The 19,803-nt window shown below is 56.0% G+C and carries 17 protein-coding genes; 9 read left to right on the plus strand and 8 right to left on the minus strand.

Going from position 1 to position 19,803, the window contains the following annotated elements; all coding sequences use genetic code 11:
* Positions 1–115: 115 nt before the first annotated feature.
* Positions 116–724, minus strand: coding sequence for a LysE family translocator (locus EYY67_RS14145; RefSeq protein WP_095923996.1), 609 nt, complete (start codon positions 722–724; stop codon positions 116–118).
* Between the two features lie 145 nt (positions 725–869).
* Between EYY67_RS14145 and EYY67_RS14150 the strand changes: the two genes are divergently transcribed.
* Positions 870–2,363, plus strand: coding sequence for an aminotransferase-like domain-containing protein (locus EYY67_RS14150; RefSeq protein WP_131693758.1), 1,494 nt, complete (start codon positions 870–872; stop codon positions 2,361–2,363).
* Here EYY67_RS14150 and EYY67_RS14155 read toward each other — a convergent pair.
* A complete protein-coding gene (locus EYY67_RS14155; RefSeq protein ID WP_131693759.1) occupies positions 2,332–2,754 on the minus strand; it encodes a hypothetical protein in 423 nt (140 codons plus the stop codon). The genes EYY67_RS14150 and EYY67_RS14155 overlap by 32 nt on opposite strands.
* A 166-nt stretch (positions 2,755–2,920) precedes the next feature.
* Between EYY67_RS14155 and EYY67_RS14160 the strand changes: the two genes are divergently transcribed.
* The gene (locus EYY67_RS14160) at positions 2,921–3,280 is read left to right on the plus strand and encodes a YibL family ribosome-associated protein (RefSeq protein ID WP_095923993.1); all 360 of its coding nucleotides are present in this window, start codon (positions 2,921–2,923) and stop codon (positions 3,278–3,280) included.
* 247 nt (positions 3,281–3,527) lie between these two features.
* Here the strand turns inward: EYY67_RS14160 and yiiM are convergent, their stop codons facing one another.
* The 4 genes from yiiM to fdhD all read right to left on the minus strand — a co-directional run bounded on the left by yiiM (position 3,528) and on the right by fdhD (position 8,193).
* Positions 3,528–4,199, minus strand: coding sequence for a 6-hydroxyaminopurine reductase (gene yiiM, locus EYY67_RS14165; protein ID WP_095923992.1), 672 nt, complete (start codon positions 4,197–4,199; stop codon positions 3,528–3,530).
* A gap of 107 nt (positions 4,200–4,306) precedes the next feature.
* Entirely contained in the window at positions 4,307–6,253 is a 1,947-nt protein-coding gene (locus EYY67_RS14170) for a methyl-accepting chemotaxis protein (protein WP_131693760.1), read from the minus strand.
* A 268-nt stretch (positions 6,254–6,521) separates the two neighbouring features.
* Positions 6,522–7,142 carry a superoxide dismutase [Mn] gene (gene sodA / locus EYY67_RS14175; protein WP_131693761.1) on the minus strand — a complete coding sequence of 207 codons (621 nt, stop codon included), beginning with the start codon at positions 7,140–7,142 and terminating at the stop codon, positions 6,522–6,524.
* 208 nt (positions 7,143–7,350) lie between these two features.
* Positions 7,351–8,193: a formate dehydrogenase accessory sulfurtransferase FdhD gene (gene fdhD / locus EYY67_RS14180; RefSeq protein WP_131693762.1), complete on the minus strand. Its 843-nt coding sequence runs from the start codon at positions 8,191–8,193 to the stop codon at positions 7,351–7,353.
* A gap of 145 nt (positions 8,194–8,338) precedes the next feature.
* Between fdhD and fdnG the strand changes: the two genes are divergently transcribed.
* The 6 genes from fdnG to exaC all read left to right on the plus strand — a co-directional run bounded on the left by fdnG (position 8,339) and on the right by exaC (position 16,245).
* Complete coding sequence (gene fdnG, locus EYY67_RS14185) at positions 8,339–11,386, plus strand: formate dehydrogenase-N subunit alpha (protein ID WP_131693763.1); 3,048 nt, start codon at positions 8,339–8,341, stop codon at positions 11,384–11,386.
* Positions 11,387–11,398: 12 nt separating this feature from the next.
* Positions 11,399–12,310 (plus strand): formate dehydrogenase subunit beta, encoded by a 912-nt coding sequence (gene fdxH / locus EYY67_RS14190; protein WP_095923988.1) that lies wholly within the window; start codon positions 11,399–11,401, stop codon positions 12,308–12,310.
* On the plus strand, positions 12,307–12,960 hold the full coding sequence (fdoI, locus tag EYY67_RS14195; protein ID WP_119825538.1) for a formate dehydrogenase cytochrome b556 subunit: 654 nt from the start codon (positions 12,307–12,309) through the stop codon (positions 12,958–12,960). The genes fdxH and fdoI overlap by 4 nt, the downstream gene beginning before the upstream one ends.
* Positions 12,957–13,871, plus strand: a complete 915-nt coding sequence (gene fdhE, locus EYY67_RS14200; protein ID WP_095923986.1) for a formate dehydrogenase accessory protein FdhE — start codon at positions 12,957–12,959, stop codon at positions 13,869–13,871. Before fdoI ends, fdhE begins: the two co-directional genes overlap by 4 nt.
* Before the next feature lie 92 nt (positions 13,872–13,963).
* Positions 13,964–14,605: a glutathione S-transferase gene (locus EYY67_RS14205; protein ID WP_095923985.1), complete on the plus strand. Its 642-nt coding sequence runs from the start codon at positions 13,964–13,966 to the stop codon at positions 14,603–14,605.
* A gap of 101 nt (positions 14,606–14,706) precedes the next feature.
* Positions 14,707–16,245, plus strand: a complete 1,539-nt coding sequence (gene exaC / locus EYY67_RS14210) for an acetaldehyde dehydrogenase ExaC (protein ID WP_095923984.1) — start codon at positions 14,707–14,709, stop codon at positions 16,243–16,245.
* Between the two features lie 128 nt (positions 16,246–16,373).
* Here the strand turns inward: exaC and EYY67_RS14215 are convergent, their stop codons facing one another.
* Entirely contained in the window at positions 16,374–17,612 is a 1,239-nt protein-coding gene (locus tag EYY67_RS14215; protein WP_095923983.1) for an MFS transporter, read from the minus strand.
* Between the two features lie 237 nt (positions 17,613–17,849).
* Between EYY67_RS14215 and EYY67_RS14220 the strand changes: the two genes are divergently transcribed.
* Positions 17,850–18,845, plus strand: a complete 996-nt coding sequence (locus EYY67_RS14220) for an acyltransferase (protein ID WP_131693764.1) — start codon at positions 17,850–17,852, stop codon at positions 18,843–18,845.
* Between the two features lie 5 nt (positions 18,846–18,850).
* On the opposite strand, the gene EYY67_RS14225 is transcribed toward EYY67_RS14220, so the two are convergent.
* On the minus strand, positions 18,851–19,765 hold the full coding sequence (locus EYY67_RS14225; RefSeq protein ID WP_131693765.1) for a GlxA family transcriptional regulator: 915 nt from the start codon (positions 19,763–19,765) through the stop codon (positions 18,851–18,853).
* Positions 19,766–19,803: the final 38 nt, after the last annotated feature.

Raw genomic sequence — 19,803 nt, forward strand, 5'->3', positions numbered from 1 at the left:
CCCCGTCATACTTCGAGCCGCAGATGCATTGGCTGCGATCTGTCACCTGAGTAAGCTCATCGGGACGCCATCACTTGCCGCCTTTCTGCAACCCGAGCTATTTTGGGGATTCATTTTAGTTAAGCGCATGGCGCACTTCGCCGACCAGCAGCCACAGCGCGGTTAACGCCATCATGCCGCCCATGATCGTGTTGAACATCTTCAGTTTCCATTCCACTCGTAACGCCTGACGTAACCTGTCACCCATTACCACCCAGACCAGAATGCACGGCAGATTGATCAGCGCGAAGCCGAGACAAATCAGCAGCGTGTGATGCAGCATATTGCCGTCCGGCGGGGTAAAAAGAATCGCCACGTTGGTCGCCATCAGCCAGGCTTTCGGGTTCACGGCCTGAAAAAGTGCGCCGCTGAACAGGTTCATCGGCTGCTGCTTTTCGCCTTCTTTCGGCGTGCCGGAACGGTAGATTTTCCACGACAGCCAGAACAGATAGGCGCAACCCAGCACGGCCATCGGCAGACGCACCACATTCATCCAGCTGAGTAAAATCGCCAGCATCGAGGTCATCAGCGCGCACTGCACCACGCAGCCCAGCGTGATGCCAATCATCATGGGCACGCTGCGGCGTAAGCCGAAGTTCACCCCGGACGCCGCCAGCAACAGATTGTTCGGGCCGGGCGTAATGGACATCACGGTGACGTAACTGACAAAAGCGGTATCGATCATTTTAGTTTTCCTGCATCCCCTGTTTTCCAGATAACCAGAGTAAACAGGGAACAGGAAAGGTAACAGAACCAGAAATACGCTATTGTCATGGTTACAGATTGCATAACGAAAAACTGTACCCCTCACTTTTCACGGAACTGACACCATGACTGACACCGCGGATTTCAGCGATACCCGATATAACCAGCTGGCGGAACAACTGGCGGACGCCATCCGTCGCGGCACACTGGCTCCCGGCAGCCGTTTGCCCTCGGTCCGGCGCAGCGCGCAAACCTGGTCAGTCAGCATCAATACCGTGGTGGCGGCTTACCGGCGGCTGGAAGATCGCGGGTTTATTGAGGCGCGTCCGCAGTCAGGATTTTATGTCCGGGCCGCGCTGCCTGCGCTGACTCATCAGCCGCAGGAACAGCCACAGACGCCAGCCGCAGAACCGGCGGACGAAGTGCTGGATCTGATCGACAAAGTGTTCGCCTCGCAAATCGACCCGACATATACCAATCTTTCGCTGGCCTGTCCGCAGTCGAACGACTTTTACCCGACCGGCAAACTGGGACGGATTATGTCGTCTTTGCTGCGCCGTCAGCCGAATCTGATCGGCCAATATGCGCTGCCGCCGGGCAGCCCGGCGTTACGTCAGCAAATCGCCCGCCGTGCGCTGACGCTGGGCATGATTTTAGAACCCGCCGACATCACGATTACTCACGGTTGTATGGAAGCGTTACAGCTGGCGCTGCGCGTCACCACCCAACCGGGCGACAGCGTCGGGCTGGAAACGCCGACTTACTTTTATCTGCTGCCGATGCTGGCGAGCCTCGGTCTGAAAGCGGTGGAAATACCGACCGATCCGCAAACCGGCCTGTCGCTGGATGTGCTGGAAATGCTGCTGAATGAGAAGCGGCTGAATGCGGTGATCGCCATGCCGACGGCGCAAAATCCGCTCGGCTTTACCATGCCGCTGGCGGCGAAAAAACGGCTGGCTCGCCTGATGAACGATCACCAGGTACCGCTGATTGAAGACGGGCTATACGCAGAAATCCAGTTTGGCGCGACGCTGTCTCCGGCGGTAAAAGCCTTTGACCGCGACGGCTGGATCCTGTTTTGCACCAGCTTTACCAAAACGCTGGCGCCTGATTTTCGCATCGGCTGGGTAGAGGGCGGGCGCTTCGCCGATAAGCTGCATAAACTGAAAGCGGTGTCGTCGATGGCGGAATCCGCGTTGCTTTCGCAAACGCTGACGGTGTTTCTGGAATCGGGCGGTTATGACCATCATCTGCGGGCGCTGCGCAAACGCTACGCGTCGCAGGTCGAGCAGGCACGCGCGCTGATCGCCCGGCACTTCCCGCAAGGCACCCGCGCCACACAACCGGCAGGCGGGTTTGTGATTTGGGTGGATTTTCCGCCGGGCGTCGATTGCGTCACGCTGTTCCGCCAGTTGCTGAAAGATAAAATCTGCATGACGCCGGGGCAACTGTACTCACCCAGCGGCCGCTACAGTAACGGCCTGCGGTTGTCGTGCTGTTATGTTTTCGATACCCGCTATATTTCCGCGATGATCCGTATCGGCGAGCGCGCGTGTGAGATGTGTGGTTTGCCGCCGGGGCTGGCAGTTACAGGAACGGATTCTTACCCTGATAAATAATGTTAATTTTTGAGAAAGAGAGGTTTCCGGGATGGATCAGTTCTTCAACCGTACTGCCTGCTGAGATCAAATTCCCGGTTAAATGCGGATCGTTGTTGAAAGTAAAGAGAAAGCAATATCTTGCGCTGTCACGGTATTTGGGTTCCCCCAGAAACAGTTGGGTAAAGGCGCGTTTAGCGTTGAACGCATGCATTCCCCTGACCAGATAGATCCCTGATTTTGCAGCGGATCCGCGTCTTTCATAATCGGGCCGGGCCATAAAACAGCGACTGGCGATAATTTTAGGGAAGGTGTCAGCAGACGTATAGTGAATGTACAGTGGCTTTCCGTTGAACATGCCGTGGTTTAAATGCATTTCCAGACGATGGTCGTGACTGAATGTCGGGTTCATGATGCCTCTTTCCATGAGTGAAGAATGTTGGCGGTTACCCTAATCTGATTTTTTGATGCAAACATCCTGAAAGTCTTCAGAATAAAATGTATGCCGCACAAATCGAGCATCTCGCGCATCGGGCTGTTACACTTACCCCAATTGTTCACTACACGAATTGGTCATCATGAAAGAAGTCGAAAAAGTCGAGATCAAACGCCTCAGCGATATGCTGGATGCACTCAATCACAAAGATGCGACCGTGATTCAGGCGGGTAATGCTGAGTTAATCGCTAAGCATGAAGAAGAGAAAGAAAAACTGGCTGCCGAGATCGCGCGTCTGAAAGATGTGCGTGTGAAAAAACTCAGCACCGAAGCGCAGAAGCTGGAAAAGCTGTTCAGCCGTGAAATCACCAAGAAAGAACAGGCTGATATGGGCACGCTGAAAAAAACCGTTCGTGGCATCGTGGTGGTTCACCCGATGACCGCACTGGGCCGCGAAATGGGCCTGAAAGTCGTGACCGGCTACGCGAAAAAAGAATTCTGATGAAATACTCCCTCCCATACGAAGGGGAGGAGCAAAACCAAAATCAGTTCAGGTTTTATTGCAGCTGAGCGCGAAACACGATTAGCTCCCTCCCCTGCGAAGGGGAGGGTTGGGGTGGGGTATTAAAGCAAAATCAAAGAGTTGAAGTGTGCTTTGACTCGGGTTTTGCAAGTAAAACCCCCTCCCAGCCTCCCCCTTCGCAGGGGGAGGAGCGAAGAAACCCCTCCCGCTACACCCGATCAGTTTCTTACTTCCCAAACAATCTCCGGCCAAAATCCTCGATCTTGCGATTTACCAGCCGCATCTGCATGGTTTTACTCCAGCTTGCTGAAATCCCCGCAGCAGACATCAGACGGCGATATTGTTCCTCATCAAACGGCATGTTAAACGCGATAGAAATCGCTTCGGCCACCGATACGTCACTGTTACGCGTCAGCAACTCCAGCGGCCGGTCGCCACTGACATTCCCCGGACTCACCACCCGATATAACCACCCGCAGCGCCCGCTTTGTTGTAACAGCGGTGACAGATTCTGACAGTCGAGAAAATGGTTGAGCTTGTAACAGGGCGCACGCGGCTGTGTGACCTGAATCAGGGCGTCGCCCCAGCGGAAGATATCGCCGATAAACACGTTATCTTCGGTCATGCCGAGCGTTGAAAGGTTTTCGCCAAACGCTGGCGGATGGAAACGGTCTTCTTCTTCGGGAAACTGCTGACGCAGCCAGGCGTAATGCTCGCGGGGGAAATGACACAGCGCGCGGTCAGCGCCGCCGTGATAAGCCTTCTCGGCCTGCTGATCGCCTTCCAGCCCGCAAGGCGTTAAGGCGACGCCGCCATCAACCTGACGTTTGGCAATCGCACTGGGTGAAAAATCGGGATACTGCTCGATAGTACCGATGTACACGTCGGGATAATGCATACGCTCTCCGCTGCTGAAATGTCACTGATACCAGCATAACCTGCATTGGACAGCGGGAGTAGAAGGAATCCCTGCGCACAGAGGGTGTGCGCAGGCTTCTCAGCAAATCAGAACGTTTCCCAGTTATCCTGACTGGTTTTGCCTTGTACCGGCGGGGCGAGAGTCGGGCGGCGCAGGGCGGCGGAGGCTGGCGCATTCAGCGTGTTGCCGTTGTCGGCCAGACGGAATACCGAGACCGCCTGCGTCAGCGTCGCGGCCTGATCTTCCAGAGAATCGGCGGCAGCAGAGGATTGCTCGACCAGCGCGGCGTTTTGCTGCGTGGTGCTGTCCATTTCGACAATCGCCTGTGAAATCTGACTGATGCCACGGCTTTGCTCGTCGGATGCAGACGCGATTTCCCCCATGATATCGCGCACATGCGAGACGGACTTCACGATGTCCTGCATGGTACGGCCAGTGTTTTCCACCAGCTTCGCGCCGGTGTTAACGCGCTCCACCGACTCGGCAATCAGCCCTTCGATCTCTTTTGCGGCCTGCGCACTGCGCTGGGCCAGTGTCCGCACTTCAGAAGCGACGACGGAGAATCCGCGTCCCTGTTCTCCGGCACGCGCGGCTTCCACCGCGGCGTTCAGCGCCAGAATGTTGGTCTGGAAGGCGATGCCGTTGATGACGGAGGTAATTTCGGCGATACGTTTTGAACTGCCGGAAATCTGCTGCATGGTATCGACCACCTCGCCGACCTGCTTGCCGCCGAGCGTGGCGGTGCCGGACGCTTCGCTGGCCAGTTTGCTGGCGTGATGAGCGTTATCGGCATTCTGTTTCACCGTCGCGCTTAACTCTTCCATGCTGGCGGCGGTTTCTTCAACGGCCGCAGCCTGCTGTTCGGTGCGTGAGGAGAGGTCAGTATTCCCGGCGGCGATTTCGGCTGCCGCGTGGGAAACCTGCGAAACGCCGGAGCGGATTTCATAAATCATGGTACTGAGATTCTGACTCATCGCGGAAACCGCATTCATCAGCATACCCAGCTCATCGCGACGGGTGGTCGGATGCGCAACGGTCAGATCGCCTTGTGCAATCGCCTCCGCCGTTTTCAGCGTATCACGCAGTGGCTGGGCAATCTGGCGGGTGATACGCCAGGCAATAATGATCCCCACCAGCATCACGATCAGCGTAATCACCATCATGATCATCTGCGCATTGCTGATGTCTTTATGGGTGTTAGCCAGTTCGTTTTTGAAGATTTTCGCCACCAGCGTGTTCATCTCTGTGGCTTTCACCGACAGCAGTTGCGAGTTCTTCTGCTCATCTTCATAGGCGGGCATATACGCGACAACGTGGCTTTTATAGGTCGCGAGCGCCGACATCAGCGGAGCCAGCGTCGCCTGCTGGTTCGGCAGTAACAGGGCATTCAGTTTTTGAGCGTTGGCCTGCGTGTCGTCAATAGACTTCAGCAGTTTGGCTTCGGATTCTTTGTTGATGCTCAGCAACAGGCCACGCACGTTGTAACGCACGCTGATCAGTTTCTGAATCACTTCGGCCAGTGACAGGCGAATGGAAGGCTCAGCATCTTCCACGCGCAACTGATCCTGCAAACGCGTTACCACGGCTTCGGTTTCGGAAAGATTCCAGCTGGCCCGCACCGCATCTTTGCGATCGACCGCTTTTTTAAATGCGGCCTGCGCCTGCTGATATTCATGAATTTTTACCGGCACCTGATCAAGATTCGCCTGACTGGCGGCGTCCCATTCCAGTTTGTCTTTGGATTGAGCGATCAGCTGCGACAGTTCGGTAATTTTGTCCTGATTCTGTTTGAGATACGCCGGGTCATAATTAAGCTGATACAGCGTCCGGCTGAGACGGGCATCGTTGAGTAACGCATTCATCTGATTACTGAAATCGACTTTTTCAGCACGCTGGCTGATGTCGTTAAATTTAATCATTCCCGCCGCAGTGATGATGGCGGCGATGATCAGCACCAGTCCGAAACCCAGACCCAGTTTGGTACCGACCTTAAGATTATTCATCCACTGCGAAAGACCCGATCCGTTGCTCATAATCATTCTCCGTCAAACATCCCTTTTAAATAGACATGCGGTTTTGTGACGCCTTTGTGAACAATCTATCGGTAGGCTGTTTCATAAACTTTATAGGATGTGTGGCGTATTTTTGATTAATGCGAGCGGGGTCTGAAAATGATGAAAATCGGGAGGATAATTCTCTTTATAACAGTGATCAGGCGAACAAATTCAGGACATAAAAAAGGCGGGTCACCGACCCGCCATACGCGAAAACATCTTGCCCGTTACGGGCGGCAGCGCGAAATTATTTCGCTTCAGCCAGACGTTTTGCTGCTTCGTCCCAGTTTACAACGGCCCAGAAGGCTTTGATGTAGTCAGGGCGTTTGTTCTGATATTTCAGGTAGTAAGCGTGTTCCCACACATCCAGACCCAGCAGCGGGTAACCGGAAGCGCCAGAAATCGCTTCGCCCATCAGCGGGCTGTCCTGGTTAGCGGTAGAAACAACGGCCAGTTTGCCATCTTTCAGTACCAGCCATGCCCAGCCTGAACCGAAACGGGTTGCAGCTGCTTTCTCAAACGCTTCTTTGAAAGCGTCAACGCTGCCGAAATCGCGTTCAATCGCAGATTTCAGTTCGCCCTGCAGGGTGGTGCCGGTTTTCAGGCCTTTCCAGAACAGGCTGTGGTTAGCGTGGCCGCCTGCGTTGTTACGCAGAACAACTTTCTTGTCTGAAGGAACCTGATCCAGTTTGGTGATCAGTTCTTCAACCGGCAGTGCAGCCAGTTCCGGCAGGCTTTCCAGCGCAGCGTTCGCGTTGTTCACGTAAGTCTGGTGGTGTTTAGTGTGATGGATTTCCATCGTTTCTTTGTCGAAATGCGGTTCGAGTGCGTCGTATGCGTAAGGCAGTGATGGCAGTGAATAACTCATGTTCATCGTCTCCATAGTGTAGGGCGGCACTTTCATTGTGAGCACCGCGTAATCAGTCGGATCATTATAGTTAATTAAATGATATTGAAAATGATTATCTATGCTCCACGCTTTCTGCCATGCCCTGTAAGCCTCTGTTATACGGGGCTTAGAACCAGATAATCACAAACAATCCTAAATTGTCTAAAGGCACGCGGTGCTTAGCCGGTCAGCGCAACCGCTGCGGATGCGTATACACCGTTGCCCGTCCCGGTTTGCTGAAACCGACCAGCGTCAGGTTACATTTTTCGGCGACGTCTACCGCGAGCGTGGTGGCGGCGGAGACGGCGAACAGGATTTCGATGCCGCACATCGCGGCTTTCTGCACCATTTCATAGCTGGCGCGGCTCGAGACCAGCGCGGCACCGGCTTTCCAGTCGTGTTGTTTTGCCCGCACACCCAGCATTTTATCCAGCGCCACGTGACGGCCCACGTCTTCGCAGCCGCCAGTCAGTTCACCTTCCGGCGTGATCCACGCGGCGGCGTGCGTGCAGCCGGTGAGCTGGCCGATTTCCTGCACGGATTTCAGCTGATGCAGCGCCTTATCCAGATTCGCCAGTTCAAAAGTCTGGGTGAACGGCAGCGGCGCAAGCGGGCGGAACAGATCACCTAACTGCTCGATACCGCAGACGCCGCAACCGGTGCGGCCAGCCATGGCGCGGCGGCGCTCTTTCAGCCCGGCGAAACGGCGGCTCGACAGCTCGATATTAACTTCAATCCCGTTACAGTTTGGTGTCACTTCCATCCCGTAAATATCACTGGCGGATTCAATAATCCCTTCTGACAGCGAAAAGCCCAGCGCAAAGGCTTGCAGATCCTTCGGGGACGCCATCATTACCACATGCGAAATCCCGTTATAGACCAGCGCAACGGGGACTTCCTGAGCAATCCAGTCATCTTCAGGCTCATTGAGATGAGCGCGCTGCATCACCGGTTTTTGGCTCGCTCCGATGATCTGAGTCACTTTTTTGTCATCTTTTTCGCCCAGTTCTTTTACTTGATGGACATCCATTGGCAATAACCTTATAAACATTCCGGCTACATAAGCCGTACAAACTGTCAGGACTTTAGGCCTTAATTTTACCGCTTCCGGGTTTGTTCGTGAAAGCGGCAATTTGAAAAGCAATGTGTTAACAAATGATGGGAAGGAGTCTTTCATGCAAGTCAGCAGAAGACAATTATTCAAAATATGTGCTGGCGGTATGGCCGGCACCACAGCGGCATTATTAGGATTCACTCCGACAATGGCGCTGGCGGAAACCCGCCAATACAAACTGCTTCGCTCCCGTGAAACCCGCAACAACTGCACGTACTGTTCCGTCGGGTGCGGCATGCTGATTTACAGCCAGGGCGACGGCGCGAAAAACGTCACTGAAAATATCTTCCACGTAGAGGGTGACGCCGATCATCCGGTCAGTCGTGGCTCGTTGTGCCCGAAAGGCGCAGGCGTGCTGGATTACATCCACAGTGAAGGCCGTCTGAGATATCCGGAATACCGCGCGCCCGGCTCTGACAAATGGCAGCGTATCTCCTGGGATGAGGCGATTTCCCGTATCGCCCGCCTGATGAAAGATGACCGCGACGCCAATTTTGTCGAGAAAAATGAAAACAACGTCACCGTAAACCGCTGGCTGACCACCGGCATGCTGTGCTCGTCGGCGGCCAGCAACGAAACCGGTCTGCTGGATCAGAAATTTACCCGCGCACTGGGCATGGTGGCGATCGACTGTCAGGCGCGGCTGTGTCACGGCCCGACCGTGGCGGCACTGGCTCCGACGTTTGGTCGCGGCGCGATGACCAACAACTGGGTCGATATTAAAAACGCCAACGTCATTTTAATTATGGGCGGAAATGCGGCAGAAGCGCATCCGGTCGGATTCAAATGGGTGATTGAGGCCAAAACCAAAAATAACGCCAAAGTCATCGTCGTCGATCCGCGTTTCAACCGCAGCGCCGCCGTGGCCGATATCTATGCGCCAATCCGCGCCGGTTCGGACACTGCCTTCCTGCTCGGCATGATCAACTACCTGATCACCCACAATAAAATTCAAACCGAATACGTCCGGGAATACACTAACGCCAGCCTGCTGGTGCGTGAAGACTACGAATTTAATGACGGATTGTTCAGCGGTTTTGATGCGGCGAAAAAATCCTACAACAAAGAAAGCTGGCACTATCAGCTCGATGAAAAAGGCTTCGCGAAACAGGATAAAACCTTACAGGACCCGCGCTGTGTGTGGAATCTGCTGAAAGAGCATGTTTCCCGTTACACGCCGGAACTGGTAGAGCGCCTGTGCGGCACCTCGAAAGAAGATTTTCTGCTGATAAGCTCGATTCTGGCGGAAACCTGCGCGCGCGATAAAACCTCGACCATCCTCTATGCGCTGGGCTGGACGCACCACACCGGCGGCGCGCAAATCATCCGCTGTGCGGCGATGATCCAGTTGCTGCTCGGCAACGTCGGAATGCCGGGCGGCGGCGTCAATGCACTGCGCGGTCACTCCAATATTCAGGGTTACACCGACCTCGGTTTGCTGTCGCTGAACCTGCCGGGCTATATGCCGTTGCCATCGGAAAAACAGACGAATTTCGCCGATTATCTGCAACAGATCACGCCGACACCGCTGGTGGACGGGCAGGTCAATTTCTGGAAAAACACGCCGAATTTCTTCGTCAGTATGATGAAAAGCTTCTGGGGCGATCACGCCACGGCGGAAAACGACTGGGGCTTTGACTGGCTGCCAAAATGGGATAAAAGCTACGACGTGCTGCAACAGGCCGAGCTGATGACCGAAGGCAAACTGAACGGGTATATCGTGCAGGGCTTCAACCCGCTGGCGGCTTTCCCGGACAAAAACAAATCCTCGCGCGCGCTTTCGAAACTCAAATACATGGTGGTGATCGACCCGCTGGTGACCGAATCCTCGAACTTCTGGCAGAACCACGGCGCGATGAACGACGTGCAGACCGCGGATATTCAGACCGAAGTGTTCCGCCTGCCGTCTTCCTGTTTTGCGGAAGAAAATGGTTCGATTGTGAACTCCGGCCGCTGGCTGCAATGGCACTTCCAGGCGTCTGAGCCGCCGGGTGAGGCGCTGCACGACGGCAAAATCATCGCCCGTTTGTTTATGAAACTGCGCGAGCTGTATCAGCAGGAAGGCGGTGCCAATCCGCTGCCGGTAATGAACATGGCGTGGGATTATCAGGATCCGCTCGACCCGCTGCCGGAAGAAATTGCCCGCGAAGCCAACGGTAAAGCCCTGGCCGACATTCATGACGATCAGGGCAATCTGCTGGCGAAAAAAGGTCAGCAGTTGTCGACCTTTGCCCATCTGAAAAACGACGGCACCACCGCCAGTTTCTGCTGGATTTACGCCGGTAGCTGGACCGAAGCCGGTAACCAGATGGCGCGCCGCGATAACGCCGATCCGTCCGGTCTGGGCTGTACATCCGGCTGGGCATGGTGCTGGCCGCTCAACCGCCGCATTCTGTATAACCGCGCCTCCGCCGACCCGCAGGGTCAGCCGTGGGATCCAAAACGTGAAATCATCCGCTGGGATGGCGCGAAATGGATTGGTTTTGATGTCCCGGATTACAGCACCGCTGCGCCGGGTTCCGGCGTCGGACCGTTCATCATGCAACAGGAAGGCGTCGGGCGTTTATTCGCGACCGACAAAATGGCGGACGGCCCGTTCCCTGAGCATTACGAACCGATCGAATCGCCGATTGGCACCAACCCGCTGCACCCGGCGGTGATTTCCAATCCGGTCGCCCGTATTTTTGCCAGCGATGTGCCGAATATGGGCACTGCCAAAGATTTCCCGTATGTGGCGACCACCTATTCGATCACCGAACTGTTCCGCCACTGGACCAAACATGCGTTGCTGAATGCCATCGCGCAGCCTGAACAGTTTATCGAGATCGGCGAAGGTCTGGCCGCCTCGAAGGGCATTGCGCAGGGCGATGAGGTGAAAATCTCTTCGAAGCGCGGATTCATCGTGGCGAAAGCCGTGGTGACCAAACGCATCCGGCCGCTGACCATCGACGGTAAGCACGTCGACACCATTGGCATCCCGTGCCACTGGGGTTTTGAAGGCGCGACGCGTAAGGGCTATTTAGCCAACACGCTGACGCCGTCAGTCGGTGACGCTAACTCGCAGACGCCGGAATTCAAGGCGTTCCTGGTTAACGTGGAAAAGGTCTAACGGAGGCGAATTATGGCAATGCAATCTCAGGACATACTTCGTAAGTCCGCAACCAACGGGTTCACGCCTGCACCGCGTGCCCGTGACCATCAGCAGGAAGTGGCGAAACTGATCGACGTTACCACCTGCATCGGCTGTAAAGGCTGTCAGGTCGCCTGTTCCGAATGGAACGACCTGCGCGATGAAGTGGGTATCAATAGCGGCGTGTACGACAACCCGATGGATCTCAGCGCGAAATCCTGGACGGTGATGCGTTTCTCGGAAGTGGAACAAAACGGCAAGCTGGAGTGGCTGATCCGCAAAGACGGCTGCATGCACTGCGCCGATCCGGGCTGCCTGAAAGCCTGTCCGGCGGAAGGCGCGATTTTGCAGTACGCCAACGGCATCGTCGATTTTCAGTCAGAACATTGCATCGGCTGCGGTTACTGCATCGCCGGTTGTCCGTTCAACGTTCCGCGCATCAACAAACAGGATAACCGTGCCTACAAATGCACGCTGTGCGTTGACCGCGTGAGCGTCGGCCAGGAACCGGCTTGTGTGAAAACCTGCCCGACCGGCGCGATCCATTTCGGTACTAAAACTGCCATGCAGGACCTCGCCGCAGAGCGCGTCAGCGAACTGAAAGGCCGCGGGTTTGAGCACGCCGGTTTGTACGATCCGCAGGGCGTCGGCGGCACGCACGTGATGTACGTGCTGCATCACGCTGACAACCCTGAGCTGTATCACGGCCTGCCGAAAGATCCGGCCATCAGCGCCGCAGTCACTTTGTGGAAAGGTGTCTGGAAACCGCTGGCGGCGGTCGGCTTCGCCGTCACCTTTGCGGCGGCAGCCTTCCATTTCCTTGGTGTCGGGCCGAACTATGTGAAAGAGGAAGAGCACGCAGAAGAAGGCGAAAAACATGACGATGAGGAGAAACGGCCATGAAAAAAGAGAAGTTAATCCAGCGCTATAACCTGGCAGAACGCCTCAATCACTGGATTGTTGCCTTTTGCTTTGTGACGCTGGCGCTCAGCGGCATCGGCTTTTTCTTCCCGTCGTTTAACTGGCTGATGAACGTGTACGGTACGCCGCAACTGGCGCGTATCCTGCACCCGTTCTTTGGCGTGGTGATGTTTGTTTCTTTCCTCGGCATGTTCTTCCGTTACTGGAAGCACAATTTGCCGGAAAAAGACGACATCGTGTGGGCGAAAAATATCGGCAAAGTGCTGACCAACCATGAAGTCGGCGACACCGGACGCTATAACTTCGGCCAGAAATGCGTGTTCTGGGCGGCGATCAGTTGCCTTATGTTGCTGATGGCCAGCGGCGTCATTATCTGGCGTCCGTGGTTTGCGGATTTCTTCCCCATCCCGCTGATCCGTCTGGCGCTGCTGGTGCATTCACTGGCCGGTATCGGGCTGATTCTGGTGATCATCATGCACGTCTACGCGGCGACCTGGGCGAAAGGGTCGATCGCGGCGATGACCGGCGGCAAAGTCCCGGCGTCCTGGGCGAAATATCACCATCCGCGCTGGTACCGTCAGGTGCGTGAGGAAGAGCAGAAAAAAGAACACGACGAGAGGAAAGCCGGATGAGTATCCAGATGGTTCCACAGGACGAACTGGCAGACGGTAAAACCACGGCGGGAAACATCCCGCCGGTATTGTTCGCCAACCTGAAAACGCTCTATCAGCGCCGTGCCGATCGTCTGCGCGCGCTGGCAGAAGACAGCCCGCTGGACGGGTATCTCAACTTTGCTGCGGCGATTTGTGATGCCCAGCAGCGCGTGCTGAAAGAATTTCCGCTCAGTATCGATCTGAGTCAGGAATTAGAGAAAGCCGCCGGTAAACCACCGCTCGACTGCCGTCTGTTTCCGCGCACGGCGCACTGGCTGACCTTGCTGGATGCGCTGATCGCCGTGCTGAAACCGGAAGCCTCTGAACCGGTGCGCGCGGTGCTGGAACGCCTTGAACATTCTCCGGGGCTGCAACGGGAAATGATGGCGACGCAGTTGCTGAATCAGGATTTCAAACACGTTCCTGCCGACAAAGCGCCCTTTATCTGGGCCGCGTTGTCGCTGTACTGGGCGCAGATGGCGGCGCAACTGCGTGGCGTCGGGCGGGCGGATTACGGCGAAAATCGCCAGTTCTGTCCGGTGTGCGGCAGCGTGCCTGTTTCTGCGGTGATTTCGTTGGGTGCCCAAAGCGGCCTGCGCTATCTGCACTGCAATCTGTGCGAAAGCGAATGGCATGTGGTGCGCGCCAAATGCAGCAACTGCGATGAAATGGAACATCTGAATCTGTGGTCGATCGATGACGAGCAGGCGACGGTGAAAGCCGAAGCCTGTGACGATTGCGGCGCTTACCTGAAAGTAATTTATCAGGAAAAAGACCCGCAGGCAGAGGCCGTGGCAGACGATCTCGCCACGCTGTTGCTGGATGACCGGATGGAAGACAAAGGTTTTTCCGGCAGCGGCATCAACCCGTTCCTGTTTCCCGCGGAATAATCTGTAAATCTGGCAGCCTGCGTCGCTTCATGGCGAAGAAGGCGCAGGGCTGCTAGCTTTAAAACAGGTTCCGGCGAAACGAGGAGGGTCTGATGAAGTTGATCGGCAGTTATACCAGCCCGTATGTGCGAAAGATTTCGGTGATGTTGCTGGAAAAGGGCATCCCGTTTGATTTCATTAACGACACGCCCCACGAACCGGACTGCAAAATTACCCGCTTCAATCCTCTCGGAAAAGTCCCCGCGCTGGTCACCGACGACGGCGAAGTTTTCTATGATTCCCCGATCATTGTGCAGTTCATCGAGCTGATGAATGTCGCGCCGACGCTGTTGCCGTGGCAGCCGCTGGACGCCCTGCGCGTGAAGCAAATCGAAGCCCTGGCCGATGGCGTCACCGATGCCGCTGTGGCGCTGGTGATGGAAGGGCGGCGCGATGCCGACAAGCGTAACGAAGCCTGGATTTTGCGTCAGCGGGAAAAACTGCTGCGCGGGCTGGATGCGCTGGAAAGCCATGCCGCAAAGCGCACGTTGCTTAACGGCGAAAGCCTCAACGTGGCTGATATCGCCGTCGCCTGCTGTCTGGGCTACCTCAACTTCCGGCGTATCGCGCCGGGCTGGTGTGTCGGGCATCCTGAGCTGATCAAACTGGTCGAGCGCCTGTTCCAGCGCGAGAGTTTTGCGCGCACCACACCACCGGGGAGTGGTAACGTCAGCGTTGCAGCAAAAAAGGTGTGAAGCTGCTCGAAGAGTTCTCTTTACATCCCGCCTGAGAGACACCCACCGCCTACGCTTTATGCAGCGTTCTGCTAAAACCTGCTGCATAAAGGAGTTCCATCATGGCTTATGATAAAAATCCTCATGCCGTCAAACCGGAAGAATACGGTTTCCCGCTCAAACTCAAAAAACAATACGACAATTTCATTGGCGGTGAATGGGTCGCGCCGGTGAAAAATGAATATTACGACAACCTGACGCCGGTAACCGGCGAAGTGCTGTGCAAAGTTGCCAGCTCCGGCACTGAAGACGTCGATCTGGCGCTGGATGCCGCCCATAAAGCCAAAGACGAATGGGGCAAAATGCCGGTGCAGCAGCGGGCAAACCTGTTGCTGAAAGTCGCCGATCGCATGGAACAAAACATCGAACTGCTGGCAAATGCTGAAACCTGGGATAACGGTAAACCGATCCGCGAAACCAGCGGCGCTGACGTGCCGTTAGCCATCGACCACTTCCGTTATTTCGCCTCCTGCGTGCGTGCTCAGGAAGGCGGGATCAGCGAAATCGACAGCGAAACTGTCGCCTATCATTTCCACGAACCGCTGGGCGTGGTGGCGCAAATCATCCCGTGGAACTTCCCGCTGCTGATGGCCTGCTGGAAAATGGCACCGGCGCTGGCGGCAGGTAACTGCATCGTGCTCAAACCGGCCAAACTGACGCCGCTTTCCGTTCTGCTGCTGATGGAGCTGGTGCAGGATATTCTGCCTGCCGGGGTCATCAACGTGGTCAACGGCGCGGGCGGGGAAATCGGCGAATATCTGGCGACGTCCAAACGCATCGCGAAAGTGGCGTTTACCGGTTCGACGGAAGTCGGCCAGCAAATTGCCGGTTATGCCGCACAAAACCTGATCCCGGCGACGCTGGAACTGGGCGGCAAATCGCCGAATATCTTCTTTGCGGATGTCATGGATAAAGAGGACGAATTCTTCGACAAAGCGCTGGAAGGCTTTGCGCTGTTCGCCTTCAATCAGGGCGAAGTCTGTACCTGTCCGAGCCGCGCGCTGGTGCAGGAGTCGATCTACGAACGCTTTATGGAACGCGCCATCAAACGCGTCGAAGCCATCAAAACCGGTAACCCGCTGGATATCGAAACCCAGATGGGCGCGCAGGTATCTGCCGGACAGATGAAAACCATTCTGGATTACATCGAAATCGGGAAGCAGGAGGGCGCGGAAGTGCTGACCGGCGGCGCGAAGAAAAAACTCGAAGGCTCGCTGAACGAGGGTTATTACCTGCAACCGACAATTTTGCTGGGTAAAAACAACATGCGTGTTTTCCAGGAAGAAATTTTCGGACCGGTGCTGGCGGTAACCACCTTCAAAGACATGGATGAGGCGCTGCAAATCGCCAACGATACGGCGTACGGATTAGGGGCGGGCGTCTGGAGCCGTGACGGCAACGTGGCGTATCACATGGGGCGTAACATTCAGGCAGGCCGTGTCTGGACCAACTGCTACCACGCCTATCCGGCGCACGCGGCATTCGGTGGCTACAAACAGTCCGGTATCGGGCGTGAAACCCACAAGATGATGCTGGATCACTATCAGCAAACCAAGTGCCTGCTGGTGAGTTATTCGAGTAAACCGATGGGGCTTTTCTGATTCTGAGTTGCCATTAATACCCCACCCCAGCCCTCCCCTTCGCAGGGGAGGGAGCAGGTCGGTGCTTTTACTCCTCCCCCTGCGAAGGGGGAGGCGGGGAGGGGGTTTTGCAGACGACTCAGATCGAATCACACCACGCTGTTCGGCGGCAGAACCACCTGACGGCTGCGCAGGAACACCGCGACCAGCGCCAGCCAGGCGAGGCCGCTTAACAGGTTGAACATGTTGAACATCCCCGCGCCGCCTTCGACGTAAGCCACTTTTGCCAGCTCAATGCCCAGCGTGAAGATCAACATACTGATGACGCCCATCGCGGCGGAGACTGTGCCTTTGCTCATGTCGCTGGAGAACAGCGTCAGGCGGTACAAACCGGCATTCGCCACACCAATCCCGAAGGCATACAGGCTCAGACCGGCAGTCATCCACAAATACGCATGGGCGGAAACCAGCGTGGCCGCCGCGGCGATCAGCAGACCGGCCACCATCGGGCCTGCACCCAGCTTAATCAGGTATTCGACGGTGCGTTTGCCGGACAGGCGCGCCAGCGTCACGTTACCGATGATCAGCGCGCCGAAAATCGGCACCTGCAACAGGCCGTAATCGTAGGCCGCTAAGCCTTCGCCACTGATTAAAATCACCGGCGACTGCGCAATCCATGTCAGCAGCGGCAGGCTGGCAAAACCAATCGCCAGTGCGCCGCACAGGAACTGGCGGTTTTTCAGCACGTGTTTGTAATCGCGCAGCAGACTCGGCATGGAGAAGGGTTCGCCCAGACGGGAAGCGGTCTCCGGCATCGATTTCCATAAGCCCCACAACGCAATCGCGGCGAGCACGGCGAAAATCACAAACATCGACTGCCACGGCGCAACGTGGATCAGCGCCGCACCGGCCAGCGGACCGAGCAGTGGCGCAATCAGGGCGACGTTGGCCATCATGGCGGTGATTTTGATACACACCGATTCCTCGAAGGATTCCTGTATCGCGGCATAGCCGACGGCGCCAATAAAGCACAGGCTGATGCCCTGCAGGAAACGCATCACCATAAACTGCTCGATGTTTTGTGCGAACAAAATCGCCAGACAGGTGATGATGAAAAAGCTGACGCCCGCCAGCATCACCGGACGACGCCCACGCCGGTCGGACAGCGGTCCGAGCAGCCATTGCAGGAACATGCCGCCTGCCAGATACGCGGTCATGGATGTCGGCACCCACTCTTCCCCGGCATTAAAATTAGCCACGACGGCCAGCATGCCGGGTTGGATCATATCGTTGCCGATATAGGTCGCAAACTCGAACAGCACCAGGCACAGAGGGAACAAAAGCGCCTGCCGCCCCAGAAGGGACGCAGTATTTGGAGAATTATGCATTTTTAGTTATTCACAGACGTAAGGCTAATCGGTTGAAAATTAGCAGAAAATAAGAGACTGTCCGGGCGGGTTTCGCAGGCGAGGCAGTAATGCTGGCTATTTTGCCGATTATTTGAGCGCAACGCAATCTTCCGATTCACCTTCAGCACAATCTGAGATCGGCACTTTTACCTTGTTTGCCGTTCAAAAGCTGGCTAGGCTGCAAACACCCCATCGATAAGAAGGAAATTGCCGGGAATGAGCCAAAAAATCAGCTGGATTGACAACCTGCGCGCGCTCGCCTGCATGATGGTGGTGATGATCCACGCCAGCACGTCGCTGGTGGTCAATTTCGCGGCGGTGCATACGGCTGAATGGACGGTGGCAAACCTGCTTAATTCTGCGTCACGGGTCTGTGTGCCGCTGTTCTTTATGATTTCCGGCGCGTTGTTCTTTGGCGAAAAGAGCGCGCAAAAAAGGCATTTCCTGCGCGTCACGTTATGCCTGCTGTTCTACAGCGCCGTCTCGCTTCTCTATATCCTCACGATGACAAAAATCGGATTTTGGCCGTCTTTGCGTCTGATGCTGGAAAAACCGGTGTTTTATCATCTTTGGTTCTTCTACGCGATCATCGTGATTTACCTGCTTTCCCCGCTGATTAACGTTAAGGCCGTCCCGGGAAAATACGTGCTGATCGCGGGAATGTTGCTCGGTGTGCTGGCGAATCCGCAGCTTCCTGAGGTGACATGGCAGAAAATCCACCTTCTGCCACTGGATTTGTACATCAGCGGCGATACCTTCTACTACGTCCTTTATGCCCTGATGGGGCGCGCCATCAGCCAGCTTAATACCGGGAGAACGGCGGTCACGCTGGCGGCTGGCGGCCTGTTTATCCTCAGCACCCTGGCGATTGCCACGGGCACCTACCGGCAGATGCAGATTAACCAGAATTTCGCCGACACCTTCTACGTCTACAGCGGGCCGCTGGTGTTTATCTCCGCCACATCGCTATTTGTGGCGTTCAAAAATGCGCTGACACAGCGCATTCTGCCGGGATTTGCGCTGATCTCACGTCATTCACTGGCGATCTACGGATTTCATGCGTTAATCATCATCGGCCTGCGCAGCCAGCATCTCGACTTCCCGCAATTCCCGCTGCTGAACATCATCTGGCTGTTTATATGCGGACTGGGCGGCGGTTTATTACTGGCAATGGCGCTGGGGAAAATAGACCGAAGGAACTGGGTGAGCTGACACCGCTAACGCCACCGCTCCTGCGCCCGTCTGAACTGCCTTGCTGACGAGAATCCGGCGGCGAGTGCGGCTTTTTCGATCCCCGCGCCTTGTTGCAGGCGTTGTTGTGCGACGGCGATGCGCAGTTGTTCGTGGTAGTCACGCACACTGATCCCCAGATGCTGGCGGAACAAACGGGTGAGGTGGCGGCCGCTGATGTGCGCTTTGGCGGCGACATCTTCCACCTGCCAGGCGGATTCCGGTTCGGCGGCCATCAGGTTTTGCGCGCGGTGCACGGCAGGGTGCAGGTGATTGCGGTAACGCAGCCACGGAGAAAGCTGCGGGTCATCACCGCCACGGCGGAAATACACCACCATTTCGCGGGCGACATCCAGCGCGGCCTGCGCGCCCAGATGTGTGGCGATCAGATGCAGCGCCAGATCGATACCCGCACTGATACCGGCGCTGGTCAGCACTGAGCGGTCTTCGACAAATATCCGGTTATCTTTGACCTGCGCGGCGGGCAACTGCTGGCGTAAACGGTCGATCACGTCGTGGTGCGTGGTGCACTGATAGCCATCGAGCAGCCCGGCTTTTCCGGCCAGCAGGCTGCCGGAACAGATGCAGACTAACGTTAAACTCCCCGCCTCAATGGCGCTTTTCTGCTGACGCAGCCAGTCGCAGGCGGTCAGCGCCACCGGCGAGGTAAAGTTTTCGGCGGATTCGGCGACGCCGGGCATGATCAGAATACTGCCTGCGGGCAGACCTTGCGGGAGTGGCTGCAAATGGCTGACCGTCAGGCCTGTCGACATCATCACTTCCGGCTGCGGCCCGATGTAGTGCAGCCGGAACTGACCGCTCAGGCGCAGCGCTTCAGCCGGACCGGTCAGATCCAGCGACATCACGCCGGGGAGCGTCACAAAGTAGACATTTCGCTGCATCGTGTTTCATCCGTCCGCAGGGGAAAACGCTATCTTCA

This window comes from Rahnella victoriana, assembly GCF_004330295.1.
GTDB classification, from domain to species: domain Bacteria; phylum Pseudomonadota; class Gammaproteobacteria; order Enterobacterales; family Enterobacteriaceae; genus Rahnella; species Rahnella victoriana.

Excerpts from the sequence above, each read along its gene's own strand:
- EYY67_RS14150 (WP_131693758.1), top strand. The coding sequence starts at position 870 with ATGACTGACACCGCGGATTTCAGCGATACCCGATATAACCAGCTGGCG.
- fdhD (WP_131693762.1), bottom strand. The coding sequence starts at position 8,193 with ATGGATGTCCATCAAGTAAAAGAACTGGGCGAAAAAGATGACAAAAAA.
- EYY67_RS14225 (WP_131693765.1), bottom strand. The coding sequence starts at position 19,765 with ATGCAGCGAAATGTCTACTTTGTGACGCTCCCCGGCGTGATGTCGCTG.
- EYY67_RS14220 (WP_131693764.1), top strand. The coding sequence starts at position 17,850 with ATGAGCCAAAAAATCAGCTGGATTGACAACCTGCGCGCGCTCGCCTGC.
- EYY67_RS14145 (WP_095923996.1), bottom strand. The coding sequence starts at position 724 with ATGATCGATACCGCTTTTGTCAGTTACGTCACCGTGATGTCCATTACG.
- fdoI (WP_119825538.1), top strand. The coding sequence starts at position 12,307 with ATGAAAAAAGAGAAGTTAATCCAGCGCTATAACCTGGCAGAACGCCTC.
- EYY67_RS14160 (WP_095923993.1), top strand. The coding sequence starts at position 2,921 with ATGAAAGAAGTCGAAAAAGTCGAGATCAAACGCCTCAGCGATATGCTG.
- fdnG (WP_131693763.1), top strand. The coding sequence starts at position 8,339 with ATGCAAGTCAGCAGAAGACAATTATTCAAAATATGTGCTGGCGGTATG.
- exaC (WP_095923984.1), top strand. The coding sequence starts at position 14,707 with ATGGCTTATGATAAAAATCCTCATGCCGTCAAACCGGAAGAATACGGT.
- EYY67_RS14170 (WP_131693760.1), bottom strand. The coding sequence starts at position 6,253 with ATGAGCAACGGATCGGGTCTTTCGCAGTGGATGAATAATCTTAAGGTC.
- EYY67_RS14205 (WP_095923985.1), top strand. The coding sequence starts at position 13,964 with ATGAAGTTGATCGGCAGTTATACCAGCCCGTATGTGCGAAAGATTTCG.
- yiiM (WP_095923992.1), bottom strand. The coding sequence starts at position 4,199 with ATGCATTATCCCGACGTGTACATCGGTACTATCGAGCAGTATCCCGAT.
- EYY67_RS14215 (WP_095923983.1), bottom strand. The coding sequence starts at position 17,612 with ATGCATAATTCTCCAAATACTGCGTCCCTTCTGGGGCGGCAGGCGCTT.
- fdhE (WP_095923986.1), top strand. The coding sequence starts at position 12,957 with ATGAGTATCCAGATGGTTCCACAGGACGAACTGGCAGACGGTAAAACC.
- sodA (WP_131693761.1), bottom strand. The coding sequence starts at position 7,142 with ATGAGTTATTCACTGCCATCACTGCCTTACGCATACGACGCACTCGAA.
- fdxH (WP_095923988.1), top strand. The coding sequence starts at position 11,399 with ATGGCAATGCAATCTCAGGACATACTTCGTAAGTCCGCAACCAACGGG.
- EYY67_RS14155 (WP_131693759.1), bottom strand. The coding sequence starts at position 2,754 with ATGAACCCGACATTCAGTCACGACCATCGTCTGGAAATGCATTTAAAC.